This is a genomic window from Bryocella sp. (genome assembly GCF_058498515.1).
On record NZ_JBMHYI010000070.1, the window covers coordinates 253,990 to 278,714 of the forward strand.

18 protein-coding genes and 2 tRNA genes are annotated in these 24,725 nt (G+C 60.9%); 13 read left to right on the top strand and 7 right to left on the bottom strand.

Annotated elements, in window-relative coordinates; all coding sequences use genetic code 11:
- The first annotated feature begins 45 nt into the window (after nucleotides 1-45).
- Both AC5E6W_RS21295 and mqnE read left to right on the top strand, forming a co-directional pair.
- A complete protein-coding gene (locus AC5E6W_RS21295) occupies nucleotides 46-2,094 on the top strand; it encodes a WD40/YVTN/BNR-like repeat-containing protein (protein WP_491754356.1) in 2,049 nt (682 codons plus the stop codon).
- Between the two features lie 47 nt (nucleotides 2,095-2,141).
- Nucleotides 2,142-3,293 carry an aminofutalosine synthase MqnE gene (mqnE, locus tag AC5E6W_RS21300; protein ID WP_491754357.1) on the top strand — a complete coding sequence of 384 codons (1,152 nt, stop codon included), beginning with the start codon at nucleotides 2,142-2,144 and terminating at the stop codon, nucleotides 3,291-3,293.
- 12 nt (nucleotides 3,294-3,305) lie between these two features.
- Here mqnE and AC5E6W_RS21305 read toward each other — a convergent pair whose 3' ends face one another.
- On the bottom strand, nucleotides 3,306-3,551 hold the full coding sequence (locus AC5E6W_RS21305) for a hypothetical protein (RefSeq protein WP_491754358.1): 246 nt from the start codon (nucleotides 3,549-3,551) through the stop codon (nucleotides 3,306-3,308).
- On the opposite strand from AC5E6W_RS21305, the gene AC5E6W_RS21310 reads away from it, so the two are divergent.
- A complete protein-coding gene (locus AC5E6W_RS21310; protein WP_491754359.1) occupies nucleotides 3,552-4,055 on the top strand; it encodes a GNAT family N-acetyltransferase in 504 nt (167 codons plus the stop codon). It begins immediately after the preceding gene.
- A gap of 34 nt (nucleotides 4,056-4,089) precedes the next feature.
- Here the strand turns inward: AC5E6W_RS21310 and AC5E6W_RS21315 are convergent, their stop codons facing one another.
- The 4 genes from AC5E6W_RS21315 to AC5E6W_RS21330 all read right to left on the bottom strand — a co-directional run bounded on the left by AC5E6W_RS21315 (nucleotide 4,090) and on the right by AC5E6W_RS21330 (nucleotide 7,635).
- Nucleotides 4,090-5,310: a WD40/YVTN/BNR-like repeat-containing protein gene (locus tag AC5E6W_RS21315; RefSeq protein WP_491754360.1), complete on the bottom strand. Its 1,221-nt coding sequence runs from the start codon at nucleotides 5,308-5,310 to the stop codon at nucleotides 4,090-4,092.
- A gap of 21 nt (nucleotides 5,311-5,331) precedes the next feature.
- Entirely contained in the window at nucleotides 5,332-6,984 is a 1,653-nt protein-coding gene (locus AC5E6W_RS21320; protein ID WP_491754361.1) for a glycosyltransferase family 39 protein, read from the bottom strand.
- A gap of 144 nt (nucleotides 6,985-7,128) precedes the next feature.
- Entirely contained in the window at nucleotides 7,129-7,452 is a 324-nt protein-coding gene (locus AC5E6W_RS21325; protein ID WP_491754362.1) for a DUF3467 domain-containing protein, read from the bottom strand.
- A gap of 98 nt (nucleotides 7,453-7,550) precedes the next feature.
- Nucleotides 7,551-7,635, bottom strand: a tRNA-Leu gene (locus AC5E6W_RS21330).
- Between the two features lie 353 nt (nucleotides 7,636-7,988).
- Here AC5E6W_RS21330 and lon point away from each other — a divergent pair.
- Complete coding sequence (gene lon / locus AC5E6W_RS21335; RefSeq protein ID WP_491754363.1) at nucleotides 7,989-10,436, top strand: endopeptidase La; 2,448 nt, start codon at nucleotides 7,989-7,991, stop codon at nucleotides 10,434-10,436.
- A 196-nt stretch (nucleotides 10,437-10,632) separates the two neighbouring features.
- Here the strand turns inward: lon and AC5E6W_RS21340 are convergent, their stop codons facing one another.
- Nucleotides 10,633-12,216 carry a hypothetical protein gene (locus tag AC5E6W_RS21340; RefSeq protein ID WP_491754364.1) on the bottom strand — a complete coding sequence of 528 codons (1,584 nt, stop codon included), beginning with the start codon at nucleotides 12,214-12,216 and terminating at the stop codon, nucleotides 10,633-10,635.
- 139 nt (nucleotides 12,217-12,355) lie between these two features.
- On the opposite strand from AC5E6W_RS21340, the gene tsaB reads away from it, so the two are divergent.
- From tsaB to pssA, 4 genes are all read left to right on the top strand, one after another.
- Entirely contained in the window at nucleotides 12,356-13,024 is a 669-nt protein-coding gene (tsaB, locus tag AC5E6W_RS21345) for a tRNA (adenosine(37)-N6)-threonylcarbamoyltransferase complex dimerization subunit type 1 TsaB (protein WP_491754365.1), read from the top strand.
- Nucleotides 13,021-13,503 carry a GNAT family N-acetyltransferase gene (locus AC5E6W_RS21350; protein ID WP_491754366.1) on the top strand — a complete coding sequence of 161 codons (483 nt, stop codon included), beginning with the start codon at nucleotides 13,021-13,023 and terminating at the stop codon, nucleotides 13,501-13,503. The genes tsaB and AC5E6W_RS21350 overlap by 4 nt, the downstream gene beginning before the upstream one ends.
- A 64-nt stretch (nucleotides 13,504-13,567) precedes the next feature.
- Nucleotides 13,568-14,218: a phosphatidylserine decarboxylase family protein gene (locus AC5E6W_RS21355; RefSeq protein ID WP_491754367.1), complete on the top strand. Its 651-nt coding sequence runs from the start codon at nucleotides 13,568-13,570 to the stop codon at nucleotides 14,216-14,218.
- Nucleotides 14,218-15,042: a CDP-diacylglycerol--serine O-phosphatidyltransferase gene (gene pssA / locus AC5E6W_RS21360; RefSeq protein ID WP_491754368.1), complete on the top strand. Its 825-nt coding sequence runs from the start codon at nucleotides 14,218-14,220 to the stop codon at nucleotides 15,040-15,042. Before AC5E6W_RS21355 ends, pssA begins: the two co-directional genes overlap by 1 nt.
- A gap of 24 nt (nucleotides 15,043-15,066) precedes the next feature.
- Here pssA and AC5E6W_RS21365 read toward each other — a convergent pair whose 3' ends face one another.
- On the bottom strand, nucleotides 15,067-15,891 hold the full coding sequence (locus tag AC5E6W_RS21365) for a hypothetical protein (protein WP_491754369.1): 825 nt from the start codon (nucleotides 15,889-15,891) through the stop codon (nucleotides 15,067-15,069).
- Nucleotides 15,892-16,262: 371 nt separating this feature from the next.
- On the opposite strand from AC5E6W_RS21365, the gene AC5E6W_RS21370 reads away from it, so the two are divergent.
- From AC5E6W_RS21370 to AC5E6W_RS21390, 5 genes are all read left to right on the top strand, one after another.
- A tRNA-Leu gene (locus tag AC5E6W_RS21370) sits at nucleotides 16,263-16,349 on the top strand.
- Nucleotides 16,350-17,286: 937 nt separating this feature from the next.
- Entirely contained in the window at nucleotides 17,287-17,973 is a 687-nt protein-coding gene (locus AC5E6W_RS21375; RefSeq protein WP_491754370.1) for an RNA polymerase sigma factor, read from the top strand.
- 5 nt (nucleotides 17,974-17,978) lie between these two features.
- Nucleotides 17,979-19,745, top strand: coding sequence for a hypothetical protein (locus AC5E6W_RS21380; protein WP_491754371.1), 1,767 nt, complete (start codon nucleotides 17,979-17,981; stop codon nucleotides 19,743-19,745).
- Nucleotides 19,746-20,019: 274 nt separating this feature from the next.
- Nucleotides 20,020-23,757, top strand: a complete 3,738-nt coding sequence (locus tag AC5E6W_RS21385) for a hypothetical protein (RefSeq protein ID WP_491754372.1) — start codon at nucleotides 20,020-20,022, stop codon at nucleotides 23,755-23,757.
- 138 nt (nucleotides 23,758-23,895) lie between these two features.
- Nucleotides 23,896-24,678, top strand: coding sequence for a hypothetical protein (locus AC5E6W_RS21390; RefSeq protein WP_491754373.1), 783 nt, complete (start codon nucleotides 23,896-23,898; stop codon nucleotides 24,676-24,678).
- Nucleotides 24,679-24,725 lie beyond the last annotated feature (47 nt).

Below are 24,725 nucleotides of genomic sequence, written 5' to 3' on the forward strand. Positions count from 1 at the left end.
ACGGGACAGATGGCAGGGACGGGTTGGCGCCGGTTGGGCGCAGCAGTGTGTTTCTTGGGTACGTTTGTCGCGGGTGCGGCGCATGCGGCGTCGTGGTTTCCGCTTGGACCCTATGGCGGCGACGCGCGCAGTTTGGCCTCGGATCCGAGCAATCCGAAGCGGCTGTTTATGGGCACGGATAGCGGGTGGATCTATCGCTCCGACAACGGCGGCAGCACCTGGGAGCGGATCGCGCACATTGCCAAGCGCGATGACCTGGTGATCGACGAGATTCTGGTTGATGCTCGTGAGGGGAGGCGGCTACTGGTTGCGGCCTACTCCAAGGACACGCCGGACGGTGGACTGTTCATCAGCGAAGATGCGGGTCGCACCTGGTATGAGCAGGCGCAGCTGAGTGGCCAGTCGGTGCGTTCGCTGGGCCGGGCGCCTTCAAGCCCTGAAGATCTGGTTGCGGGCACGCTGAAGGGCGTCTATCGCTCGGCGGATGGCGGCAAACACTGGACGCTGATCAGTCCTGAAGGTTCAACCGAGCTACATGAGGTCGAATCGGTGGCGGTCGACCCGAACGACCCGAACGTGATCTACGCCGGGACATGGCACCTGCCATGGAAGACGACCGACGGCGGAGCGCACTGGGTCAACATCAAGGAAGGCATCATCGACGACTCGGATGTCTTCTCGATCATCGTCGACCCGAAGGACCCGCAGGTGGTGTATGCGAGCGCCTGTTCGGGAATCTACAAGAGCGTGAGCGGAGCGGAGCCCAACTCGCGCGAGCTGGGCAAGCGCTTCACGAAAGTGCAGGGAATTCCCTCGACGGCGCGCCGCACGCGCAAGCTTGGGCAGGACCCGAACAATCGCGACACGGTGTTTGCGGGGACGACCGAGGGGCTGTATCGGACGATCGACGGCGGGCAGCACTGGGACCGCATGACGGGCGCCGACATCATCGTCAACGACGTGTGGGTTGACCCAACGGAATCGAACCATGTGCTGATTGCAACCGATCGTGGCGGGGTGCTCTCGAGCGTCGATGGTGGTGTGAGTTTTTCGGCGTCGAACAAGGGCTTCAGTAACCGGCAGGTGGTTGCGATCGCGCCGAACCTGTCGGGGTCGACCGTGTACATCGGCTTGGTGAATGACAAGAGCGACGGTGGGGTGTTCAAGAGCACCGATGGCGGCGTGACTTGGCAGCAGGAGTCCGACGGACTGGCTGGGCGCGATATCTTCAGCCTGGCGGCTGCAGGCGACGGCTCGATGCTGGCGGGCACGGCGCATGGCATCTACCGGCTGGCGGATGATTCCTGGACGGATGTAGGCGTGGGTTCGCCGGCTAACGACTCTCCGGCGGCAGACCCTCCGGTGGTCAAGAAACCTGCACCGGTGGCGCAGGCTAAACGCGGCGGCAAGAAGCCGGCGGCGCGACGTCCTGTGGCTCGGCCAACCGCACGCGCGGCTGCTCCTCGTCGCGTGGAGAGCGCGGTGTACTCGTTGGTGGCTACGGACCACTCCGTCTATGCGGGGACCAGCGATGGCGTAATGGTGGGCGATGCGATGGGTCGCGAATGGAGGCCGGTTGCGTCCTTGACGATGCCGGACTCGCGCTTTGTCGCGGTGCACCAGAAGATGGTGCTGGCGGCGAGCCTGAAGCGCATGGCGCTTTCGATGGATGACAGCGCTACGTGGGACGCCATCGCCTTGCCGGCGGAGCTGACCATGGTGGCCGCGATTGCGATCGACGAGAAGGGCAACCTGTGGGTCGGCGGGCGCGAGGGGGTCTATTACTCCACCGACTTCGGCGGCACGTGGAGGACGATCCCGAATCTTTTCGTGACGCAGGTGGACAACATCTATGCGGACGACGCAGGGCATCGCGTGCTGGTGACGGCGGCAAACTCTCCGTTCGTGTTCTCTGCGGGGCTGCCGAACTACCATGTCAGCTTCTGGGATACAGGTTGGCCGCTGCGTTTTGTGCGGCCTGTGGGCGATCATCTGGTGGGGGCGTCACTGTACGACGGCGTGGTGGTGCAGCCGAAGATGATTGAGTCCAAGTTTGCCGAAGCGGTAACCCCCGCAGCAGGCACTGGCCGCTAGCGAGGTTCTGGAGAGTGTGGAGCTTCGAGGAGGTCTAAAATAGGGGCATGGCACTCGCTGCGATCTCCTCGAAGCCAAGGCACTCTTTCCAGACCGACGACAAGGCGCTTGAACCCATTGCGGAGAAGGTGCAAGCGGGGCAACGCCTCAGCTATGAGGATGGGCTGGCTCTCTATCGCACAGGCGATATCCTCGCGCTGGGATGGATGGCGAACCTGGTGCGCGAGCGCCTGCATGGGGACGTGACGTACTTCAACGTCAACCGCCATATCAACCCCACGAATGTTTGTGTGGCGAGTTGCCGCCTGTGCGCCTTCGGGCGCAAGAAGGGTGAGGCCGACACGTACACGATGGCGCTGGAAGAGGCGTGGGAGACGGCGGGTCAGGGTCTTACCGAGGCCGTGACAGAGTTCCACATCGTTGGCGGCCTGCATCCCGACCTTCCGTTCGAGTACTTCATGGACCTGGTTGCGGGGCTGAAGGTGCGCTACCCGCAGGTGCACCTGAAGGCGTTCACGATGGTGGAGATTGCGTTCTTCGCGAAGATTGCGAAGACGACCATTGCAGACATCATCGAGCGGATGAAGGTGGCGGGTGTGGACTCGTGCCCCGGCGGTGGCGCGGAGATTTTTGCGGACCGCGTGCGGCACATTATCTGCGATCACAAGATCGATGGCTCGGAGTGGCTGGAGACGGCGCGGCTGGTACACAAGGCTGGGCTGCGCTCCAATGCGACGATGCTGTATGGGCACATCGAGAACGAAGAAGACCGCGTGGACCACATGCTGAAGCTGCGTGCGATCCAGGATGAGACCGGTGGGTTCCAGACGTTCATCCCGCTGAGCTTCCATCCGGACCATACGGCGTTGCAGCATCTGCCGAAGTCGACGGGCATGCTGGATATCCGGCAGATTGCGGTGGGGCGGTTGTTGCTGGATAACTTTGCGCACATCAAGAGCTACTGGCAGATGGTGACGCCGAAGATGGCGCAGATCGCGCTGCGGTTTGGCGCGGACGACATCGATGGCACGGTGGTGGAAGAGAAGATCTACCATGATGCGGGCGCGAGCACGCCGCAGGGACTGCGACGCCGCGATCTCGAGCGCCTCATCACCGAGGCTGGGCGTGTGCCATTCGAGCGCGACACGCTGTATCGCCAGGTGACGCGCAGCGAGACGACCTTCACAGTGGCGGTTTAGCTCCGCATTGAGTTATGAACGCGAGCGAAGATACTCAAAGACCAGATAGCCGATGACTGCGGATATCAGCGCGATCTCAAAGTTATGGGTTGTTACGACGTCTTCCAAGGCGGCGATGAGCGTCTTGCCTTTGCCCGCGCTGCGGGTGTACTCGCCCATCAGCAGGTTCGAATAGAACAGGAAGATGATGAACGCGATTTCGATAAGCGCACGCAGGACGGCATGGTGGGGGCGTCGGAGCGTGCTGAGATTCGACATATGTCTATCGTATCCGAGACTATGAGCGCTGCGCCTGGGATCACATTGCGAGGCTTCCGGCAGGAGGACCTCGACGCGATGTATGCGCTCGATGTGGTGTGCTTCGAGGAGCCGTTTCGTTTCTCTCGCGCGATGATGCAGCAGGCCGTGGAAGATGAGTTTGCGCGTGTCGTCATCGCGGAGCGTGGTGCGAGGATGAGTGGCTTCGCCGTGCTGCAGGTGGAGCGTGTTCGCAGGGAGTTGTTGGGCTATGTGGTCACGCTGGATGTGACGCCGCAGGAGCGGCGGCGTGGTGTTGCGCGGCTGATGATGGAGCGACTGGAGCAGGACGCTCGCGAGGCGGGATGCGCTGCGATGGTGTTGCATGTGTTTGCCGGCAACGCGGGTGCGATTCGGTTCTACGAGAGCATCGGGTTCGCGCGCGTGGGCGAGGCGAAGAACTTCTACTCGCGGGGGCTGGATGCTTGGATTTATCGGAAGGGACTGAGCAGAACAGCTGAATAGCAGAACAGCAGAGTAGCTGAATAGACCTTAGCGGTTAGTGCGTTGGTCGACGGAGAGCGTCTTCGCGGAGCTTGCCGATGCGGCCGTGGGGGCCTACGACGAAGGGCAGGGACAGGGCGTTCCAGTGCTGGGCTGTATCTGCGGCTTCGCCGAGTGACGGCAGGAGCGCTTGCCAGTTGCGGCCATCGTCGGTGGAGATGTCGGTGCCGTTGGGTCCTACGGTGATCCAGGTTTTTGTGGAGGCGTCGTAGGCTACGGCGCTGCGGTAGCCGTGGGGTGGGGTAGAGGAAGCTAGCCACACTCGACCGACGTTTTCTTCGAGGGCGTTCTTGCCGCTCTCCTCGGTGAAGGCGGCGGTTCCAGTCGACGTATCGGGCTTCTTATAGTCTCCCCCGACGATGACTCCGCGAAACAGCGGCTCGCCGGTAATGCCGATGCTGAAGGCTCCGCCCGAGTCGCCTGAAGCGAGGGGAAGGTCCGCGACGATCCATTCTTCGCATCCCATTCCGCCACACGATGTGCCCCGGTATTGCAGAAATCGCGCGCCATGCGGTCCACCGGTAATAAACGCGATGTTCGGATACCACGCCTTGGGGTCGGTCGCGAGCGATGAATTGCTTGCGGCGAACAGGCTCTCTCCGTCGCGGGGGATTGGGCTTCGGTACTGTGGCACCCTACTCAGGCACGTATCGGTTGTAGGGGCTAGCTGCAATCGCGGGGGATGCGGACATGCGGGCGCAGGAAAGGGAACGAGCGTTGGAGCAGCGTTCCCGGGGAGCGGAACTCTCAGAGTAAAAAGGGTGAACGCGTGCTGCACAGGGTCGCCGACGATCAGCATGTCCGCAGACGTTTGATCCGTGGAAGACTCTCGCGTGACGCTGTCGAAGAAACCGTCCTTGTCAGGATTCGTGAACAACAGCTTCCACGTGGCGCAGCCGTCGGTGGTTTTGTAGAGGCGGGAGAGGTCGCCTTTGCCGCTGGACATGATGATTGCGGTATTAGCGTCGAAGGCCTGGATGCCGCGGAAGTCCAGCTTGGCGGCGTTGGGTGGTGTGGTGCAGGTGATCCAGGACTTGCCGTCGTCGAGGCTGCGGAGGACGGTGCCTTGCGTGCCTGAGGCCCAGACGATGCCGTGGCCTACGTTGTCGATGCCACGGAGGTCGGCGGTGGTGTGTGCGTCGAGGATCTGCCACTGGGCCTGGGCCGCGGGCGCGACGAGAGTCAGGAGCGATGCGAGGAGAAGCTCGGGGCGCATGGTGGGAGTGTAGCTGTTCTGCTACCGGAGGCGGGCCTCGTAGCTGCGCGGGAAGTGGAGGACGGCGGCCCACTCGCCATTGCGGTCGTCCTGCCAGAGGACGGTCCCACCGAGGAGGGCGGCGACTTCGCGGGGCTTGAGGTCGGCTCCTTCGGCGAACTCGCGGCCGCGGCGGCTGTTGGGATGCGTCGCCCAGTACTGCTGCAGCGCGGGTGGAGCGTAGTGGCGCGAGAAGATGATCGCGGCGTCGAAGCGGCCGGGGTCCTGCGCGGTCTGCAGCATCGTGGGTAACGTGAAGTCTTCGACAGCGACGACCTTGAGCGGCGTGGTCACGTAGCCGAGCTCGGGCTTGTTCATGTCGGTGGTGACGGGCCAGGCGGTGAGGACGGTGGCTCCGGGAAGGTGGGTCGCGACGTAGTCGATGGCTTCCTGGTGGACGACGACCATGTCGCGGTAGGTGAGGTTGTCCTCGGGTGCGAAGGCGAAGGGTGGGCTGAGCCACCAGCCGGCGATGAAGGCTGCCGCGGTTGCGGCGGCGAGCCAGGGCCAGCGCGCGGTGCGGGATTGCCAGATGCTGACGCAGGCGATGAGGACCAGTGGGAACGCGGGCAGGAGGTAGCGTGTGAGGAGAGCTCCGCCGAGCACGGAGAAGGCGAGCCATTGCGCGACGAGCAGGACCGCGATGATGTGCCACGCGGTGTGAGGGAGGTCAGGGGCTTCGTCGTGAGGGCGCTGCGGCAGGAGGAAGCATGCGGCTGCGAGCACGATGGGCAGCCAGAGGTTGCGCTGCCAGGTGAGGTGCAGGAAGCGCTGCCACATGGCGTAGAGCACGTGGCGGAGGGTGAAGTTGGCGGTCGCGTTGTAGCGGAGGTACTCGGGATTGCCGAAGGTGAAGCCGGTGCGGGCGTGGTGGAAGGCGTACCAGGAGAGCAGGGGCAGGAGCGGGAAGCTGAGGGCGGCGCTCCAGCCGAGGGACTGGGTGCGGTTGCGGCGGTCGCGGAGCAGGAGCGTGAGCTCGTAGGCGGCGAGCGCTGCGGGGATCACGATGGCTGTCTCTTTGGCCAGGGCGGCCAGGGCGAAGAGTGCGGCGACTGTAAGGCCGAGGGGCTCTGTTGAGCTTCGAGCGACGAGGTTTCGAGCTATGAGGTTTTGGGTGCGGGCGGGGATGTAGATCGCGAGGGCCCAGAGGGTTAAGGCGGCGGCAAAGATGTCGGCGTGGGCCATGGAGCTTTGCGCGAACCAGATGGGATAGACCGCGGTGAGCAGCGTGACGGCGCAGGCTGCTGCAGGGCTGAGGAGGCGCTGCGCGAGGCGGAAGGTCGCGACTAGGCCGGCGGCAGCGAAGGCGCAGGCGCAGAGGCGCGTCGCAAGGATGCTGAGGCCGGTGACGTGCCATAACGTGCCGAGTACGACGTTGGGCAGGGGAGGATGGGCGTTGGTGAAGGTGGGGATGAGCGCGCCATGGTGGTAGAAGTCCAGCGCGGCGGGGATGTAGTAGCCGCCTTCGTCCCAGAAGTAGGGAAGGCGCAACAGAGTGAGGTGCGCGAGTGCGACGGCTGCGTAGGCGAGGAGGAAGAGCGCCGGCGTGGGCAGTGCTGCGAGACGGCGCGCGGGGCCGTTCCAGCCGGCGCGGTCGTGGCGTAACGAGAGGTTGGGGCGGGGCGCTACGGGCACGTGCGGGTCTCGGCGTGGATTCGTTTGATTCGTTTGATTCGTTCCGATTCGGATGATGGTTAAAGAATACGGCTGCGATCCTCGGTGGAGGGATCGCAGCCGTATGTTCGCGGCAGCAACGCGCAGCCGCCGAGGAAGCGCGGGCTAGTGGACGGGGCCGCCGTTGAAGCGAGGTTCGCCGGGGCGGGGGTTCTCGAGCGAGATGGGGCCGAAGGTCTGCTCGTACTGCGCGAGATTGTGGCTGAGGACGCTGTGGAGCGCCTTGGCCTGCTGGGGGCTGAGGTAGATGCCCTGGAAGTTCGAGATCTGAACTTCGTCGGCGGCGGTCTGCTCGAGGGTTCCGAAGACCAGCTGGAAGTCCCACACAGAGAGGCGCACCTGCACTGAGTTGGCGTAGGAGTCGCGGAAGTCGGGGGTCTTGGCTAGGGTGACGCGGGTCTGGTCGGGCTGGGGAAGGGTCTGGCTCATGGGGCTCCAAGTACAGATACGAGATTCGGGATGCGAGACGCGGCGAACGGCCGCTGTGGGGCGGCGGTCTTGCCGAGTGCTCGAGATGCGGCTGAATTTGGTGCGGGAGAAGGGACTTGAACCCTCACGCCTTTCGGGCACAGGCTTCTAAGACCTGCGTGTCTGCCATTTCACCACCCCCGCACGGGGAAACCCTCCTAAGCTTAACGGCTCCGCTTCCGCATGGCAACGCGGGCTGCCAAGTTGCAGAGCCGGCGCGGGTTGATTCAGTGGTGGAAGGGCTGGTTCAGGCTTGAACCGCGAACTGGTTGGGCGGTCGAATCCATTATGAGTTGCGATGGTCTGCGAAAAGAAAAAGAATTGCTCGGGACGCATCGGGAGCCGATAACGTCCTATCTGTGTGATCTGAGGCGTGGTTGGCCGCATCGAGCGGAACCTCGACGCGCTGCCGGAGTGTAGGAGCCAGAGAAGCTGGTTGCGACCTGGACCGGGTCTAGTGCATCCTATTCAAGAAAGTTGATAGAGGTTGACTCAAGATGCCAAGTGATTTCGTAAGTGTGATTCAGCCCGGAGCTCCGAAGAAGTCCGGATCGGATGGCCAGGGTCGCTCGTATCCCGTTCTTCCAGTGCGGGATACGGTGTTATTCCCGCACGCCGTGTTGCCTTTGACCGTGGGGCGCGAGAGCTCCATCCAGCTCATCCAGTCGTTGGGTGAGGACAAGACCATCCTGGTGGTGGCGCAGAAGGATGCGCGCCAGGATTCGCCAGAGGGCGAAGACCTGCACCTGGTCGGCACCCGCGCGACCGTGCACAAGGTCGTGAAGATGCCGAACCAGAGCCTCTTTGTGTTTACCGAGGGCACGGAGCGTGTCAGGCTTGGGCAGTTCACGCAGTCGGACCCGTTCCTAACGGCGGAGTCGGAGGTGCTGGAGGAGATTCAGCCCGAGAAGACGCCAGAATTTGAGGCGCTGCAACGGAACGTGCTGGCTCAGTTCCAGGAGATAGTGTCGTCGAGCTCGACGCTGTCGGACGACCTGCAGACGATTGCGTTGAACATCGAGGAGCCCTCGCGGCTGGCGGACTTTGTGGCCAGCAGCCTGCCGTTTCTCTCGACCCTGGACAAGCAGGCGTTGCTGGAGATGGGCGATGTGAAGGGGCGCCTGGAGGCGATCAACAGCCACCTGGCCAAGGAGCTTGAGGTTCAGCAGCTGCGCAACAAGATCCAGAGCGAGGTGCAGGATTCGGTCCAGCAATCGCAGCGGGATTTCTATCTGCGCGAGCAGATGAAGGCGATCCAGAAGGAGCTTGGAGAGGTTGACGAGACCCAGAAGGACGTCCAGGAGCTGAAGGACAAGATTGAAGCCGCAGGCATGCCCGACGAGGTAAAGAAGGAAGCGCTGAAGGAGCTGAACCGGCTGGGCCGTATGAATCCGGCGGCAGCGGACTACTCGCTGACGCGCAACTACGTCGAGTGGCTGGCGGTGCTGCCGTGGGCGAAGACCTCGGCGGGTGAGGTCGATATTGCGAAGGCGAAGGGGATCCTCGACGAGGATCACTATGGCCTGAAGAAGGTGAAGGAGCGCATCCTCGACTACTTGAGCGTGCGTCGCCTGAAGCCGGATATGAAGGGACCGATCCTGTGCTTTGTCGGACCTCCGGGCGTGGGTAAGACCTCGCTGGGGCGGTCGATTGCGAAGGCGCTGGGGCGCAAGTTCTCACGCATCTCGCTGGGTGGCATGCATGACGAGGCGGAGATCCGCGGGCATCGGCGCACGTACATTGGAGCGCTGCCGGGACAGATCATCCAGCACCTGAAGAGGGTTGAGGTGAAGGATCCGGTATTCATGCTGGACGAAATCGACAAGCTGGGCCGCGACTTCCGCGGAGACCCGGCGTCGGCCCTGCTGGAGACGCTGGATCCGGAGCAGAACAATACGTTCCGCGATAACTACCTGGATCAGCCGTTCGATTTGAGCAAGGTGCTGTTTATCTGCACAGCCAACCAGCTGGACACGATTCCCGGACCACTGCTGGACCGCATGGAGATCATCGAACTCACGGGTTATACCGAGGAGGAGAAGATCAATATCGCGGAGCGGTATCTGATTCCGCGCCAGATTAAGGAGAACGGGATCACGGAGGAGTCGATTGAGATTCCTACGGAGTCGGTGGCGCTGATTGCGCGGCACTACACGCGGGAAGCGGGTGTTCGCCGGCTGGAGCAGCTCATCGGTACGGTGTGCCGTAAGACGGCTCGCAAGGTTGCCGAGGGTGTGCTGAAGCCGGGGGAGAAGCTGGTGATCACGCCTGAAGTGGTGCACGAGTTCCTGGGCGGCATTAAGGTACGCGTGGATACGGAGATCGCCGAGCGCACCAAGCGTCCGGGCGTGGCTGTGGGACTTGCATGGACTCCTGCGGGCGGCGATGTGCTGTTCATCGAAGCCAACAAGATGAAGGGCAAGGGCGGCTTCACGATCACCGGCCAGCTGGGCGATGTGATGAAGGAGAGCATCCAGGCTGCGTTGACGTGGGTTCGCTCCAATGCAACAAAGATCGGGCTCGATGAGGACGTGCTGAAGGACCTCGATCTGCACATCCATGTGCCGGCCGGTGCGATTCCGAAGGACGGCCCTAGCGCCGGTGTCACGATGGCTACCGCTTTGGTGAGCCTGCTGACGGACAAACCAGTCCGCCCGCTGCTCGCGATGACGGGTGAGATTACGCTGAGCGGTAATGTCCTGCCGGTTGGCGGCATCAAGGAGAAGTTCCTTGCGGCCAAGCGTGCCGGGGTTCGCGATGTGATCCTTCCGATCGACGTGAAGTCGAACGTGGAGGAGGATCTGACCGCGGAGCAGATCGGGGATGTCACGATCCACTACGCTACGGTGTTCGAGGATGTGCTGCGAGTAGCGCTGCCGCAGACGCCGCTGGATGCCGTGCTGGACGAAGAGGTGCGGGAAGAGGTTCTCGCGGCCGCGGAGTAAGTAGGCAGAGTAGCTTGATTGCAAGATAGAACGGCGAAGGGCACGCAGCGATGCGTGCCCTTTGTTGCTTAAGGAGAGTCCCAAGAGGGTTGTAGACGTGGCCTCAACGGCTGAAGCCGTGACCTGCCGTTCGTGCGACTTGATGAGAGGATCGTGGAGACGTGCAGCGAAGCTCGGCTCTAGCGAGCCTCCGCGCCTACTGAGCCGTCGGTTGGAGGTCAAAGATCCGCAACACTGCTGGGCCGACGGGGTAACTTGCCACTGGCTCCTGGCAGAGCGTGGTGCGCATGCGGGGCGATTCAGGGCCTGCCATGAAGGGCTCCTGTACGCGATAGCAGCCATTTTCAGCGATGGCCTGGAAGGTGACGTAGTAATGCACGTCGTAGCGTTGGAGCACCGGACGAAGGTCGTCTTGTCGACGGATGTTATCGAGGAAGCTGTCATCCATGACAAGGCCTTCGGTCTGGATGAGGGGCTGTTGCAGGAGGTAACCGGTGGTGCCTGCGCAGTCGCCCATGGCGTAGACGCCGGGATGAGTGCGGGCAAAGTCTGCCAAGTCATTGGCGAAGATCGTCCAGTGAGGAACCTGATGTTGGGTGGCCTCAGCGGTGGAGTAGAGGATTCCCAACAGAAGAACAACGACGCCCGCTAAGAGGGAGAACTCTTTGTTGGCGAATAGACCTTTTTCCGGGAACGCAGCCAGCAGATAGAGCAACGCGCCGACAGTTGCGAGCGCAAAGGAATAGAGATACCAGGACCAGATCTGCCAGTCGCTGAGGAAGCAAAGCGTGGCAAGCTGCACGACAGGGAAGAGCAGCAGAGTGATAGCGAGCGCTCGCAGGTCTGGGCGGATCGAAGCCTGTCGGGGGATGACCATTGCGATGACGGCACACAGCATGAGCAGCAGGGCGGGATAGACCAGCAGGAGCCCGTACGCTTCCTGCAGGAGATAGAGCGATCCGCGCAGACCTGTCAGCGTGAATCCGTGGTGCGGGCGCAGCTGCTTGGCTGTGGCGGACACGGGCATCCACACATGGAACCAGTGATGGTTGCCTAGGGCATAGAGCGCGAGTGGAAGCGCGCCGATGAGAGCGCCGAGCAGCACAGAACGTAATCGGGAGGAGTTGCGCCGGGCCAGAAGGATTTCCGCGCAGAGAAGCAGAGCGACCCAGAGGAAGGAATCCAGACGGCTGAGTACGACAAGCGCGGCAATGCCACCATAGCCTGCAGCGTTCTGGGGATTCCAATCGAAGGCAGGCCGCATGCGGAAGAGGCAAAGGACCAGCGCCAGCGGAAGAGTCAGCGTGATCTCCATGCCGCCGTGGATGAGAACCAGGCACGACAGCGCGACCGCAGCGGCGGCAACGTCTGCCAGCGCACCCTCCGCACGGACGAGTCGAAACAGGGAACGCGCGGCAAAGTAACTTGTGGCGAGGCTGAGGAAGGCAATGCACTGCAGCAGAACGAAGAAGGCTTTGCCCTTCGCGATCCACGCGGCGACGACGCATAGCAGCATCCAGAGCGGGTGGTAGCCGTTGGTCAGGTGGATGCCGTCGAAGGTGGAACCGTGGCCGGTGGCGATATTGCGGGCTATCTGGAAGTAATAGAAAGCGTCGTCATCGTATGCGGCGAGAGGCAGCGGGGAGCGCAGGCGAGCGAACAACGCGACTGCACCGAAGGCGAGGATAACGGCGCCGAAGACGGTGATGGGGCGTCGCTTCGTTGGGGCAGCATGCGCCGTCGTCGTCAGTGGAGGTTCCTCGCGTACGAAGCGAAGCATATCACTGGACGTCAGGGGCTCCGATGGCGCGAAGGTGGAAGTCCCGTGGCTATAAGGTGGTTGCAGCGAAACGGGGCTTCGAGCTGCAGCGTCTTGTCTGGCCCCTATATCGGCGTCCAGCAGAGCTATGCTGGAGGATATGGAAGAGAGACACAATGGGCTGCGCATGCTGTCGATCGACACCTGCGGTGAGGGTGCGGGGCTGGCGCTTAGCGAGGGGGCGCATGTCCTGGCGGTGAAGGCTCTTCCGTCGCGGTCTGCTTCGGCCGAGATCATCGGGGAGGTGCGTTTGCTGCTGGCGGCGGCGGGTTGGTCCCTTGGGCAGCTAGATGGGGTTGGTGTGGTCGCGGGGCCGGGATCGTTTACGGGCGTGCGCACGGGGCTGGCTGCGGCCAAGGGTCTGTGCGAGGCTGCGGGCTTACCGCTGGCGATGGTCTCGCGACTCGAGGTGCTGGCGAAGGCCACGTCCGTGAGTGAGGGCTATGCGGTGCTTGGGGCGGGGCGACGCGATTTGTATTCGCTTGAGCTGCGCGATGGAGCCGGCAGCGAGAGGATGAGCACGGTCGAGGTCATGCTGGAAGCGGCGGCGGGTTCTCTGGTGGTGGTCGCTGAGGAGCTTGTGCTCGAGTTGTTGCGGGAGCTTCAGCCGGTGCTGCATCGTCTGAGCGTGGTCGACGCTGTGCCTCTGTTGTTTGTCGCGTTGCAGGATGGAGGCGTGGACCTTGCTGAGGCCGATGCCAATTATGTGCGGCGCGAGAGTGAGCTGTATGCGAAGCAGGGAAGCGGACCGGCTTGCGCGAAGCCATGAGTGTCTTAGATGTCTCAGGCATGCTGATCCGCGCGGCAGGCACTGGCGATCTTGTCGCATTGATGAAGCTGGAGCGCTCTATCGAGAACGCACCGCACTGGAGCGAGGTCTCCTGGCGCGAGGCATTGGAGGAGGTCGCGGTCGCGAGTGGTGGATTGCGGCGGACGGTTCTCGTTGCGGAGATCGATGGCAGCCTTGCAGGCTTTCTTGTTTTGCAACTCATCGCGGGATTGGCCGAGATCGAAAGCCTTGGGGTGTCACCGCATCATCGGCGGAAGGGTGTCGCGAGGGAGCTTTGCCTGGCAGGAATTGGGTGGGCGCGATCACAGGGCGCTCAAGCGATGGAGCTTGAGGTGCGGGCGTCAAATGCTGCTGCGATTGCGCTGTACCTTGCCCTGGGCTTTCGCGAGCAGGGACGCCGGTTGGGGTATTACCGCGAGCCAGCCGAGGATGCAGTTCTGATGTCACAGGAGCTCTGAGCTGGACCGTGGCCCGCTGTCGATCAGAGCCAAATCACACACGGCAAACGGTATAATCCCGCCTATGGTTCGAGACGGGATCCTGTACGGCGCAGCACTGCTGGTGGTTGCGGTCATTGTCTGGTTTTCAACGCAGTTCGTGTGGCTGACCGCGATTCCTGTGCTGCTGGCGCTGTTCTTTCTCTGGTTCTTCCGCGACCCTTCGCGCGCGGTCCCCACGGACCCAGGCCTTATCGTGTCTCCGGGGGACGGTAAGGTCGAGGAAGCGGAGTGGATCGAGACCACCGAGGGCAACCGGGTTCGCATCACCATCTTCCTCAGCGTCTTCGACGTGCACGTGAATCGCGTCCCGGTGGGGGGCACTGTGACCTCGGTGGAGCATCGCGACGGCCTGTACCTCAACGCCATGAAGCCGGAGTCTGCCGTGCTGAATGAGCAGACGATGGTCACCATCGATGCGGGTGGCTACACCGTGGCCTTCAAGCAGATCGCCGGACTTCTGGCGCGGCGGATCGTGTGCAACCTGCAGCCCGGCCAGCGTGTGGAACGGGGCCAGCGGATGGGACTCATCAAGTTTGGCTCGCGCGTAGATGTGCTGATGCCTGCGGATGCGGATCTTCGCGTGCAGGCGGGCGATCGCGTCAAGGGTGGAAGCTCAGTCCTTGCGGTTCTGCGTCGTGACGAAGCGTCCGCTGCGAGTGGTGGAAACGCATAATGGAAAGTCCTATCGAGCGTCTGCCCGCCCGCCGCGGCATGTACGTCCTGCCGTCGCTCTTCACCGCCGGCAATATGGCAATGGGCTTCTACGCGATGCTCGAGGCAATCCGCGGCGCTGCGCTCGGGGATAACGAATCGTTCGACCGCGCTGCGGTCGCGATTGTGCTGGCTGTCCTTAGCGATGGTCTCGATGGGCGCATTGCGCGCATGACGAACACGGCGAGCGCCTTCGGGAAGGAACTGGACTCGCTTGCCGATGTGGTGAGTTTTGGCGTGGCGCCGGCGCTGCTGGCGTACCTGTGGGGTGTGCGGATGCTTGTGCCTTCGGGCTATCCGCTTATCCAGGAGCGCGTGACGCACTTCGGCGCCGTGATCTGCTTCGTATTCCTGATCTGCGGCGCCTGCCGCCTGGCGCGGTTCAACATCAGCGTGAACCCCGTACCGCGGAATCCGGGGCGGCCGGATCGCAAGTACTTCGTCGGCATGCCCATTCCGGCGGGCGCGGGCGCGCTGGCCTCCGTGATTCATCTCTTCGAGGGTTCTCCCGTGCACGATCTATGGGCGTGCCTGTTGTGGCTTTCGCTGGTGGCAACAGCAGGCTTCCTTATGGTCAGCAGCTGGCGCTTCTGGAGCGGTAAGGAGCTTGACCTGAGCACGCGCCAGCCCGGCCGTACCCTGGTCTTCTTCGTGTGTCTCGGCGCCATCCTGTTTGAGTGGCACCGCTGGGTGCTGTTTGGGATGTCGATGGTCTATGTTGTCTCCGGCGTCGTCGCGCGCATCGCGTACTCCGCCGGAAAGCGCTCCAGTTCTGCAGCCGCATGACGGTTCCAGCGGGTTCGTGCGTCTCTAGCGCAAGCGTGGGAGCAACCGACCGTCATCTCGTCCAATGGCCTTGGCGGCCAGCGCGAACATGCCCCGAGTGAAGTTCTTTTTCTTCGCATAGCCGAAGTACGTCTGCAGAAAGCTGGCGGGATTGAACTCCCGTTCCGCCTGCGACTGCAGAAAGGCCTTGTCTGCGGGGAGATGTAGCAAGCAGGTTTCCATAGCCACGGGCAAGGGAATCTGCCGGTGCCGGGTTCTGGAACTCCACCAGCGACAGACGTTTGTGTTGGTGGCGTCGGTCGCTTGCAAGCCGGTGGATTTCAGGACTTCCAGTGCGGTCGAAGTGAGCATCTCGTCGCCGGCGTGGTGAAGGTGGCTTCTATGCTCAAGATACGTTGGCCAGAGGCCTCCGATTGTGTCGCTCAGTTTCTGGAAGGAGACTGCAGGGCCGGCGATGAACTCGCCACCCCACCAGCGCGGAGCGGAGAGCGGCCTGCCGGCGACGAGCTCCATGTCGTTGCGAATAACCTCAGATCCATATGCCGGAAACACCTGGTCAGAGATGTCGTAGCCGATGAGTCCATCGTTCGGAGGTGCGCACTGAAAGGGTTGGAGAAGCACCGTGTCGATATCGACCAGAGCGATCGCTTCGCCCAGGCCTCCGCTACCAAAGGTGGCCATGAGATCGAGCTTGAAGTGAGCGGAATAAAACGGAGCATCTGCCGGAACACCTAGAGTGAAGGGACGCTCCAGAATCGTGATGCTGGAGCCACCAACGCGATAGGCCATCTTCTGCAACTGGCTCGCCCGATTTGTGATCAGCGAGAATTTGTATCCATGATGGCGCATGGATCGATCGCAGAGCATCGCACAGCGGAGATAGGTTTCGAGGGCTTTCTGCTGCGATGCTCGAAGATTCGCATGAGTCTCTCTCGCATCATTCACATAGAGAAGACCGTAGAATCTGACGTCATTCCACGAGAGCATTGACGCCTCCTGCCGGTTCGCCACCTCAGGATCTCATAGTGCGACGCAGGCAGAGCGGCAGAACGACGGGCGCCATGCCCAAGCGGGCTCGCCCGAAGCCATGGAGTGGAGACTATCGACCAGCGATGGGATATTTGCCGCGTAGGGCGCGACTTGCCCCGGAGCGGACCTGCACCCCGGCTCCGGCGAACTCGGCCGTACTGTCCGTTCCGCTGAGGTACAATTTCGTGTATGGCCGAGTGGTGAAATTGGCAGCCACAGCAGACTCAAAATCTGCCGAGGGCAACCTCATGTCGGTTCGAGTCCGACCTCGGCCACCATCCAGTTTCCACAAATGTGATGAATTTCTGCACCGGCCGAACTTCGCGAGATGCCGACGGAGATCTTTCGTAAGTGTGATTCGGCCGGCCATTCCGAGAGCATTTCCATCCACAATTTGATTTCTCACATCCTCGTTACGGGGCCTGCCCAGTTGCGAATGTAGTTCTGCCTCATAGAGCTGCTGAAGGATCGAGTTGGCTCGAACGGCTCAGCAAGCCGTCCATGGTCGCGGTGTTTCTGCCGTGGCCGGAAGCCTCTCATGCAGTCCAGCGTGCGTGAATGCTTCCACAGGCCCGGACGCGATGAGAGAAACGGCTGGGACACAAGCGCAGCTTCCGAGTGAGCCAACGGCCGATCTTTGTAATTTACTCCGCATTCATAATGCAACGGAGCTGCGAGCGTATACATCAAGTGACCCCCCATGCAGGCCTGTCGCGAGTCTGTCGCTAGATAATCCTTTCCTGCCCGATATACCAATCCCAAGAAAATTATTTTCTCCCGCTAGTTGGGAAATCAGCACCTCCAGCGTTTGATACGCAGGAGGTGTTGAACCTTATGCCACGTCACAGTGCGTGAGAGGGCGTCCGGGGCCAACTTCACGACAGGACAGCGGCGAGACGTCAGTCGTTCGGTGGGAATTTTGCAGGATGCGCGGCGAGATTTCCTCGGAATAAGGATCGGGCGTCAGATCAAGTTATCCGTGTAAGTCTTGCAATGTCTTAGCGAGGCTATGGTCTCGTTGCGTCTGTAACTGCGGTGGCCCCTGTGGGCGGCACCGATGAGATAGGTCATGCCAGTTCTGAACCACCGTCAGATTTACTGCGAAATCATCTGGCATTCGTCGTTGAGTCGTAATGATCGAGCCACTCTGAGAGACTCCCGGCCGTACGGAATATTGATCACGCTCCCTCAAAGATTCAAAAACAAAGAACGAGGATGAGTGGTGACATCGCCTTGAAGAGCAATTGGGTGGTCCGTCGGCGGATGGAGGAGAACGAGGTGGTGCCTGTGATAGGGCTCAAGACACTGGAATGGGGGGGGCGTGACGGTCGCGGTCAGGACAGCCCAGCGCGCGATGGGGTTTCAGAGTCGCCTTTATTGACGGGTAAGGAGAGGCAGGAGGAATCGGAATGGCAACGGCAGACCCTGAAACACTACGACGATCTCAATCCGCAGTTGTATCGATATTTACGAGGCAATGGGATCTCAAAGGATGAAGCGGAGGATGTTATCCAAGAGTCTTTTCTCCGTTTGGCTCAGCACCTCAAGCGAGGCGGACCAGAGGACAATCTGCGCGCGTGGATCTTCCAGGTTGCGCACAATCTCGCAATGGACGTCCATCGAGCGAGTCGTCGAAAACTCGAGGAACCTGAATCGGAACATCATGCAGAGAAAGAGCCCTCCGACCCCGACGCGAATCCGGAAAGCGCTTATTTGCAGAAGGAACAGTCGAGACGACTGGAGGCAGCCATGTCGCAGCTGACTGCACAGCAATACAACAGCATTTTATTGCGGGCCGAGGGTCTGCGTTATCGGGAGATCGGCGAAGTGCTCAAGGTAAGTGAACAGCGTGCCATCCATCTCGTGAAGCGTGGCTTGCAACGTCTAGCCGGAGGTTTGTAGGTTCCTTGATTTCAGCATTGCTCAATTTCTTTGTCGGCCATCTGTCCGACGACGACCTCACTCTCCTGGTCATGGGGGGGCTGCCGCATCGAAAGCAGGCCCAGGCAGAACGCCATCTGGCGGAATGCCACCGATGCGTCGCCAGATATAGCCATTTCGAAAACGCGTTCTCTCAGGTGGCTGATCGCTGCGCCCACTATGCCGTGGTCGACATGCAGCAAGAGAGAGAGCAGCGTGCCCGGCTGGCGGCCAAATTGGATCAGTTGGCTCCGGGCCGCCCCGACATAGAAGCGATTCGGCCCCAGCAAAACAAAAACGTCACTAGATGGGAATTGTCCCCGATGGATCCGCTACTGGCTACTGGGTTCGTCCTCGCGGTCGCATCGGTGACCTGCGTCTTTATGTGGCTGCAGCATCCCAAGCCCAGCATGACTTCCAACCAGTTGTTGGTGCGCGCAGAAAGATGGGATAACGATGGCACACGTAAAGCAGAGACAGGCGTCATTCGCCAAACCGTGAGCATTACGACCTCAAACCAAACGTTGAAACGCACGATCTATCGGGACGCGCGGGGGGAGCGGAGAGCGAAGCAGCGCCCCGTGATTCTCGCAGAGGATCAACTGCGACAGCGGCTTGCTATGGTGAATGTCAACTGGGATGCACCCCTCTCTGCAGCGAGTTACCAGGATTGGCATGACCAGCAGCGAGTGCGCGAGGACCAGATTCAGCGAGCAGGAAACCTGCTCGTACTCACTACCTCTACCCCCAACGGGATGGTGGCGAGTCAGTCATTAGCCGTGCGGGATACCGATTTTCATCCGGTACGACGTACCGTATTCTTTCGCGACCGGGAAACAGTCGAGGTAGCGGAGTTAGACTATGCGGTCTTGCCGTGGACGTCGGTAGACAGCAGTCTGTTTCTGCCTGAGAAGAACGTGATTTCGCTCGAGCCGACGCGGCAGGAAGCAACACTTGTTCAGCTCAGACCCCCGGTTCCTGCGGAGGGGCAACTGGACGAAGCGGAGCTCAGTGCGAGGCTAACGCTGAACCGTCTGCATGCGGACGCGGGGGAACAGATTGAGATCGTTCGCCGCGGCGATCGTGTAGAGGTTCTGGGGATCACGGACAGCGAGGAACAAAAACGAGAGCTCGAAAAGCAGTTGCGGATCCTTCCTTATGTTGGAACTTCGATCTCAAGCATCGAGGAGATGAAGAAGAGCACCTCGCAACCCGGGGAGACGTCGGGTCCGAAGGTGGTCGAAATCCAGACCCAGACGACGCCTCTTGAAACCTATTATCTTTCGCATGGCCGCAGCATCGCTCCCCTTGGAGAGCTGTCGGAGCAGTTAGTCAACTGTGCCTTCGTCGTCAGCCTCGAGAGCAAGTCCATCATCGACCTTCAGGAACGCTTCGGCAAGCGCGATGGTCCATCGCTGATCGCCTCCGCCACGCTCGCTGATCTCTTGTTCACGCACAAATACAGGCTGTTGTCGTCTCTGCAGACGGAAGAGGAATTGCTTTCTGGGGTTCATATCCCGGATGGAGTTGCAGAGCCAGTTCTGCCTTCCGGTGAGGCCGAGTTACCGTTGTCCGCCTTGGCCGAGCAGAATCTGGCGCTCGCGAAGGAATTAGTGCTGGGCAGTGGAAGCAACGGACGCCCTGCAGATGTGACCGTGGGAGAACTGCATGGAGTCATCAGGTCGCTGTATAGGCGGGCACATCAGACACAGGTCGTCCCGCAGAGTTCAACGAACGTAGGCCAAGGGAAGTAGAAGGAAAAGGACCATGCTGGTTTGCTCGAATCGACCCTTGTCTGCCCGCGCAGCCACAGTGGCCCCGGTAGATGTTCCACATAGCGTAGTAGTGGCCATGTGCCGCAATTTGGCGTGGCTGCAGATGATCGTGGCTTCTTTGTCCTTATGGTGCCTGGCCGCTCTGTCGGGTTGCAGCAGTGGCCTTATTACAAAGGCTGGCCCCATCACCGTAACGTATCCAAACGGAGCCACGCCCGGACAGTTACCCCTATTGGGCACTGCGACTGTCAGCATGGTTCCGTTGAATGACAGCGCGCATCTTGGGGTGGACTGGACCCTGACCTGTGGCGGCAACGCCCAAATTGGATATGTGACAACAGGGTGCGGAAGCCTGTTGCCGGCGCACACCGCAAATGGAGTACCAGCAACGTATACGGCGCCGGGCGCGATTCCCGCGGACAATACCATCACAATCACGGCTCGGGTGACCAGCGATCCATCGCAAGCATCCAGCGCGACGATTGCGATTGCGAATCCTCCTGTTGCGGTGGTTATGGGCACCAGTCCTGTTTCCCTGGCGGTGGGCGCGACGGCAAGTTTGAGCGCCGTCGTCACCAATGACATCACCACGCAGGGAGTGACTTGGAGCGCGACCTGCGGAGCCGGTTCCTGCGGAACTTTCTCCACGACGAAGACACTGAGCGGTGTGTCGACGACCTACACCGCTCCCAGCACGGTTCCGGCTGGCGGTTCCGTCGCAATTACAGCGACATCGTTAGCGGATCCGACGAAGTCAGCACTGGTGAGCATAGCAATCCTGCCGATTACTGTGTCTGTGTCTCCCGCTAGTTTCTATATCGGGCTTTCGGGAACGGTGAGCTTGACAGCGCTTGTTGTCAACGATGTGAAGGGCGCCGGTGTGACATGGAGTTGCGGACCGCCAGGCTGCGGAAGCTTTAGTTTGACGAAGACGGGTAGCGGCACGGCTACGACCTACACTGCTCCCACTACCGTTCCTGCGGGCAATACGGTCACGATCACCGCAACGTCTGTGAGCGCCACAGCGGTGAGCGCAAGCTCGGTTGCGACCGTAACAGCGTCTCCAGTGATCACGGTCAAGATCACCACCTCGCCCTCATCTCTTGCGGAGGGAGCTGCCGCGACTCTCAGAGCGACAGTGACCGGTGATTCGACGAACGCGGGCGTGGATTGGACGATGAGCTGCGGTAGCAGCGCTGCAGGCGCGTGCGGCACCTTGAGCACTCAGCACACTGCCAGTGCTGCCAGCACGATCTATACTGCGCCGTCCACCATTCCGCCCAGTAATCCGGTGACGATCGTCGCGACCTCTGACGCCTACAATCACAATCCTTCTCTCGGTGCGAACCCCGGCACGGCGTCGATTACGATCACTGCGCCGCCAGCGATCACATTCACCCAGCAGCCGCCGAGCAGCATTCCTACGGGTGGTGGCGGCACCGTGATCGCTACCGTGGCGAACGATACGACTCAAGGTGGTGTGGTGTGGACCGTGCAATGCAGTAACACGACGCCAGGCGCGTGCGGATACGTGCAACCTTACAAGACCGCTGATGGTGCGCCCGCAACCTACTTTGCTCCGCCAGTTCTTCCGGGGGTGCCAGTCGAGATCCGAGCAGCGTCTGCGGCCAATCCTACGTCGCTCTTCGTCCTTTCCTCGCCGGTGACCGTGCTTCAATCGACGGTGCACTCCATTGCTTTCGTTCCCTATGCTCCGTCCCAGCTTGAGATAGGCACGACAGTTGGGCTCAATGCGGCAGTGACAAACGATTCAACGAATGCAGGCGTGGACTGGACCGTTTGCGGAAGCGGATGTGGTTTCTTCACGACACGACCCGCACAGGCGGCCATTCCTGCTGTTCCGCCTGGCCCGGGCGATCCCGGTAGCCCGTACATTCCTGCGGTTCCTGCGGTGACAGCTACGAGTGTTCAGGGGTGGCCGAACGGTCTCCCCATCCAATACACGGCTCCAGACGTGATCCCTGACGGCGGAGTCGTCATGACCGCGTCGGCGGCAACCGACCGTCTGAATGGAGCGACCTCTCCAGCCGCGGCAGTTTCAACGATCGCCATTACTTCGGCGGCTACAGGTCCGGCAATTCACGGATTGGTTCTAGCGGGCACGCAGGCGGTTGCAGGGGCTGCTGTCTATCTTTATGCCGCCGGCACCAGCGGTTATGCTTCGGCATCCATTCCGATTTCATCTCCTAACGCGGCGACATCGATTCAATCGGGCACGGATGGTAGCTTCACAATTCCTGCTGGATACGCCTGCCCGCAGCCCAACAGCCAGCTCTATCTCGTCGCGACCGGGGGAGGGGTTGGATCTGGTGTTTCCAACCCGAACCTGGCGCTGATGACTGCTCTGGGACCATGCAGCAACATCAGTTCGACCCAAGTGGTGATCAACGAAGTGACCACGGTGGCTTCGGCCGCGGCGCTTCAGACGTTCTCAGCCGACAACATTCAGACAGGGAAGAAGAGCTATCTCGCCATCGGCTCGAGCAGCGCGAATGCAACCGTTGGGTTGGCCAATGCGTTCGCTTCTGTGACTAACCTCATCGATGTAACGACAGGGCGAGCCAAGTACTTTTCGGTGGCGGGAAATGCGACCGTCCCCTATGTTCAGATCAACACGCTTGCGGATGCGCTCGATGCATGCGCCGTGACAACGGGAGGAACAGCAGGCGACGGCAGCGTGTGCGGAAATCTGTTTACCGACACCAATCCATTGAATGGGAGCGATCCATATTTTGCTCCCACGGACACGCTGCAGGCCATTATCGATCTGCTGCGACCGCCATCTCCCTCCATTGTGAATGCTCTTCCGGGGCCTGTTTTTGGATTGGCGACACTTTCCTCTCTTCCATTCCAGCCCATCTTGAGCAGTGCTCCAAACGAATGGTCGCTTTCCCTGAACTACACGTCGGGTGGTGGAGTTGGAGGATCGGGGGCTTCCGCATCCGGTTCCTCGGCACTTGCTGTCGATGCCTCGGGTAATGTGTGGATCGCGAACAAGAACATCAATAGCGTGAGCGCGTGGAGCAACCTGGGCGCGGCGTATTCGCCAAATACCTCGGGAACCAATCCTGGTGGCTTCACTGCGGGAGGGGTCTATGCGCCTGCGGCAGTCGCTGTCGATCCGAGCGGGTATATCTGGACGGTCAACGGGAACGGAACGCTGACAAAGCTCGACAGCCTGGGAGACGCCTATCTCGGAAGCCCGTATGCGGGTGGCGGTCTGGCTAGTACTGGCGCCGACATGGCGATTGATGGTTCTGGCAATGTCTGGGCGACGAGCGGCGGCACTCCAGGATCTGTGTCCAAATTCAACAATCGCGGCATTCCCCAATCGCCCTCGACGGGATATACGAGCGGCATTGCAGACCCATCGGTAATCGCGATAGACAGCTCAGACAATGTTTGGCTTCATAACCGCCAAGCAACCGGAAGCTTTGGAATCAGCTACACAAAGCTGAATGCTGCTAACGGTTCCCTGACGATCGAGGTACAGGGCGGTGTTGGCGGCGTCCCACAACTAGCGATTGACAATTCAGGAGATGTTTGGGGCTCAGACGGTGGGGGAATCGCGGTGCTCGAAATCCCCGCCGGCTACACCGGGGCTCCTAATCCTCAGCCAACGGACTATCCGGTCGCCGGGGGAAGTCAGTCGATTATCGGGGGCGCACAGGGACTAGCTTTCGATGGTTCGGATCGGCTCTGGGTTGCAAATGCCGGGGGTCCTGGAAACAGTGGTAACAGTGTCTCTCCGAACCTGAGTTTGTTGGACACAACCACCCACTTGGTCGCCGTCAACTATCTGAACCCCGACTTCGCGAATGGCGCATCCTCTGTGGCTGTCGATCCCTCGGGAAACGTCTGGGTTCTGCTGGGTAATAACACAGTTACAGAGTATGTAGGGCTCGCCGCTCCGGTGGTGACGCCGCTATCTGTCGGCGTAAAGAACGGCAAGCTGGGAGCTAAGCCATAACCGATTCGCCGCGGCGATGACTTTCTAAGGAATGAATTCATGAAAACGACGTGGGAGCCAATGAGACGCAATAGCAAGTTGAGAACCGTGGGGAGACGTGTCGTCGTTGCCGGGAAGAGCGGTGAGGCAGCACATTGCGTGCGGGTATTTCAGATGCACATGGTCGTGACGTGCGGCCTTGCAGCGTTGGCGATGCTCACGCTCGCTGGCTGTGGCACCAGTTCGGTTAAGCCGAATGTCGGCGCAATTACTGTGACGGATCTCAATGGTGGCGCACAACCCACGATCAAATCTCTTACGGTAGGTGGCGGAACCTACCTCGATGTCACACTCACCGACGATAAGGATCTTTTGGGCGCCGACTGGTCGGTAATCTGTGGAAGTGCGTTGCCGCCTGGAACCCCGCTGCCTCCCGGCCAGACCGTGGACACCTCATGCGGCTACTTCACTCCCATCCATACCGCGAGTGCGCCTGTGCCCCCTTATGCGCAAAACGCAAATGGCATTGTCACGTTTTATACCGCGCCGACTGCCCCACCCCAAGGGGGAACAGTCACGCTCTATGCGAGCGCCTCGACCGATCATTCGCGATTCTCAACCCTAACCGTGAATGTGGCAGGTTTGCCAATCGCTGTCGCTATCGTGGCTTCGACGCCGCCACCGTTCAGCCTCCCCACGGGCGGAATGATTTCACTGACCGGCGCATTGAGCAATGACTACACGGTGGGCGGCGGCAGTATTAACTGGTCACTCGCGTGCCAGTCCAGCAATTGCGGTTCGCTCAGCGCCACCAAAACTTTGACAGGGGCGGCCGTCACCTACACTGCCCCGGCGAGTGTGCCTGCAGGGAACACTGTCACAGTCACAGCAACGTCTGTCACGGACTCGACCAAATTCACCAGCATCACGATCACGATCTAGTGATGTCGTCCACCCTCAGTGATGTGTGCCACGAATACTCGCAAATG

Bases quoted from the DNA above. Each gene is read 5' to 3' on its own strand.
- AC5E6W_RS21385 (WP_491754372.1), top strand. From the start codon at position 20,020: ATGGTTCCGTTGAATGACAGCGCGCATCTTGGGGTGGACTGGACCCTG.
- tsaB (WP_491754365.1), top strand. From the start codon at position 12,356: ATGGAAGAGAGACACAATGGGCTGCGCATGCTGTCGATCGACACCTGC.
- AC5E6W_RS21375 (WP_491754370.1), top strand. From the start codon at position 17,287: ATGAGTGGTGACATCGCCTTGAAGAGCAATTGGGTGGTCCGTCGGCGG.
- AC5E6W_RS21365 (WP_491754369.1), bottom strand. From the start codon at position 15,891: ATGCGCCATCATGGATACAAATTCTCGCTGATCACAAATCGGGCGAGC.
- AC5E6W_RS21310 (WP_491754359.1), top strand. From the start codon at position 3,552: ATGTCTATCGTATCCGAGACTATGAGCGCTGCGCCTGGGATCACATTG.
- mqnE (WP_491754357.1), top strand. From the start codon at position 2,142: ATGGCACTCGCTGCGATCTCCTCGAAGCCAAGGCACTCTTTCCAGACC.
- AC5E6W_RS21305 (WP_491754358.1), bottom strand. From the start codon at position 3,551: ATGTCGAATCTCAGCACGCTCCGACGCCCCCACCATGCCGTCCTGCGT.
- AC5E6W_RS21325 (WP_491754362.1), bottom strand. From the start codon at position 7,452: ATGAGCCAGACCCTTCCCCAGCCCGACCAGACCCGCGTCACCCTAGCC.
- AC5E6W_RS21340 (WP_491754364.1), bottom strand. From the start codon at position 12,216: ATGCTTCGCTTCGTACGCGAGGAACCTCCACTGACGACGACGGCGCAT.
- AC5E6W_RS21350 (WP_491754366.1), top strand. From the start codon at position 13,021: ATGAGTGTCTTAGATGTCTCAGGCATGCTGATCCGCGCGGCAGGCACT.
- AC5E6W_RS21355 (WP_491754367.1), top strand. From the start codon at position 13,568: ATGGTTCGAGACGGGATCCTGTACGGCGCAGCACTGCTGGTGGTTGCG.
- AC5E6W_RS21315 (WP_491754360.1), bottom strand. From the start codon at position 5,310: ATGCGCCCCGAGCTTCTCCTCGCATCGCTCCTGACTCTCGTCGCGCCC.
- pssA (WP_491754368.1), top strand. From the start codon at position 14,218: ATGGAAAGTCCTATCGAGCGTCTGCCCGCCCGCCGCGGCATGTACGTC.
- lon (WP_491754363.1), top strand. From the start codon at position 7,989: ATGCCAAGTGATTTCGTAAGTGTGATTCAGCCCGGAGCTCCGAAGAAG.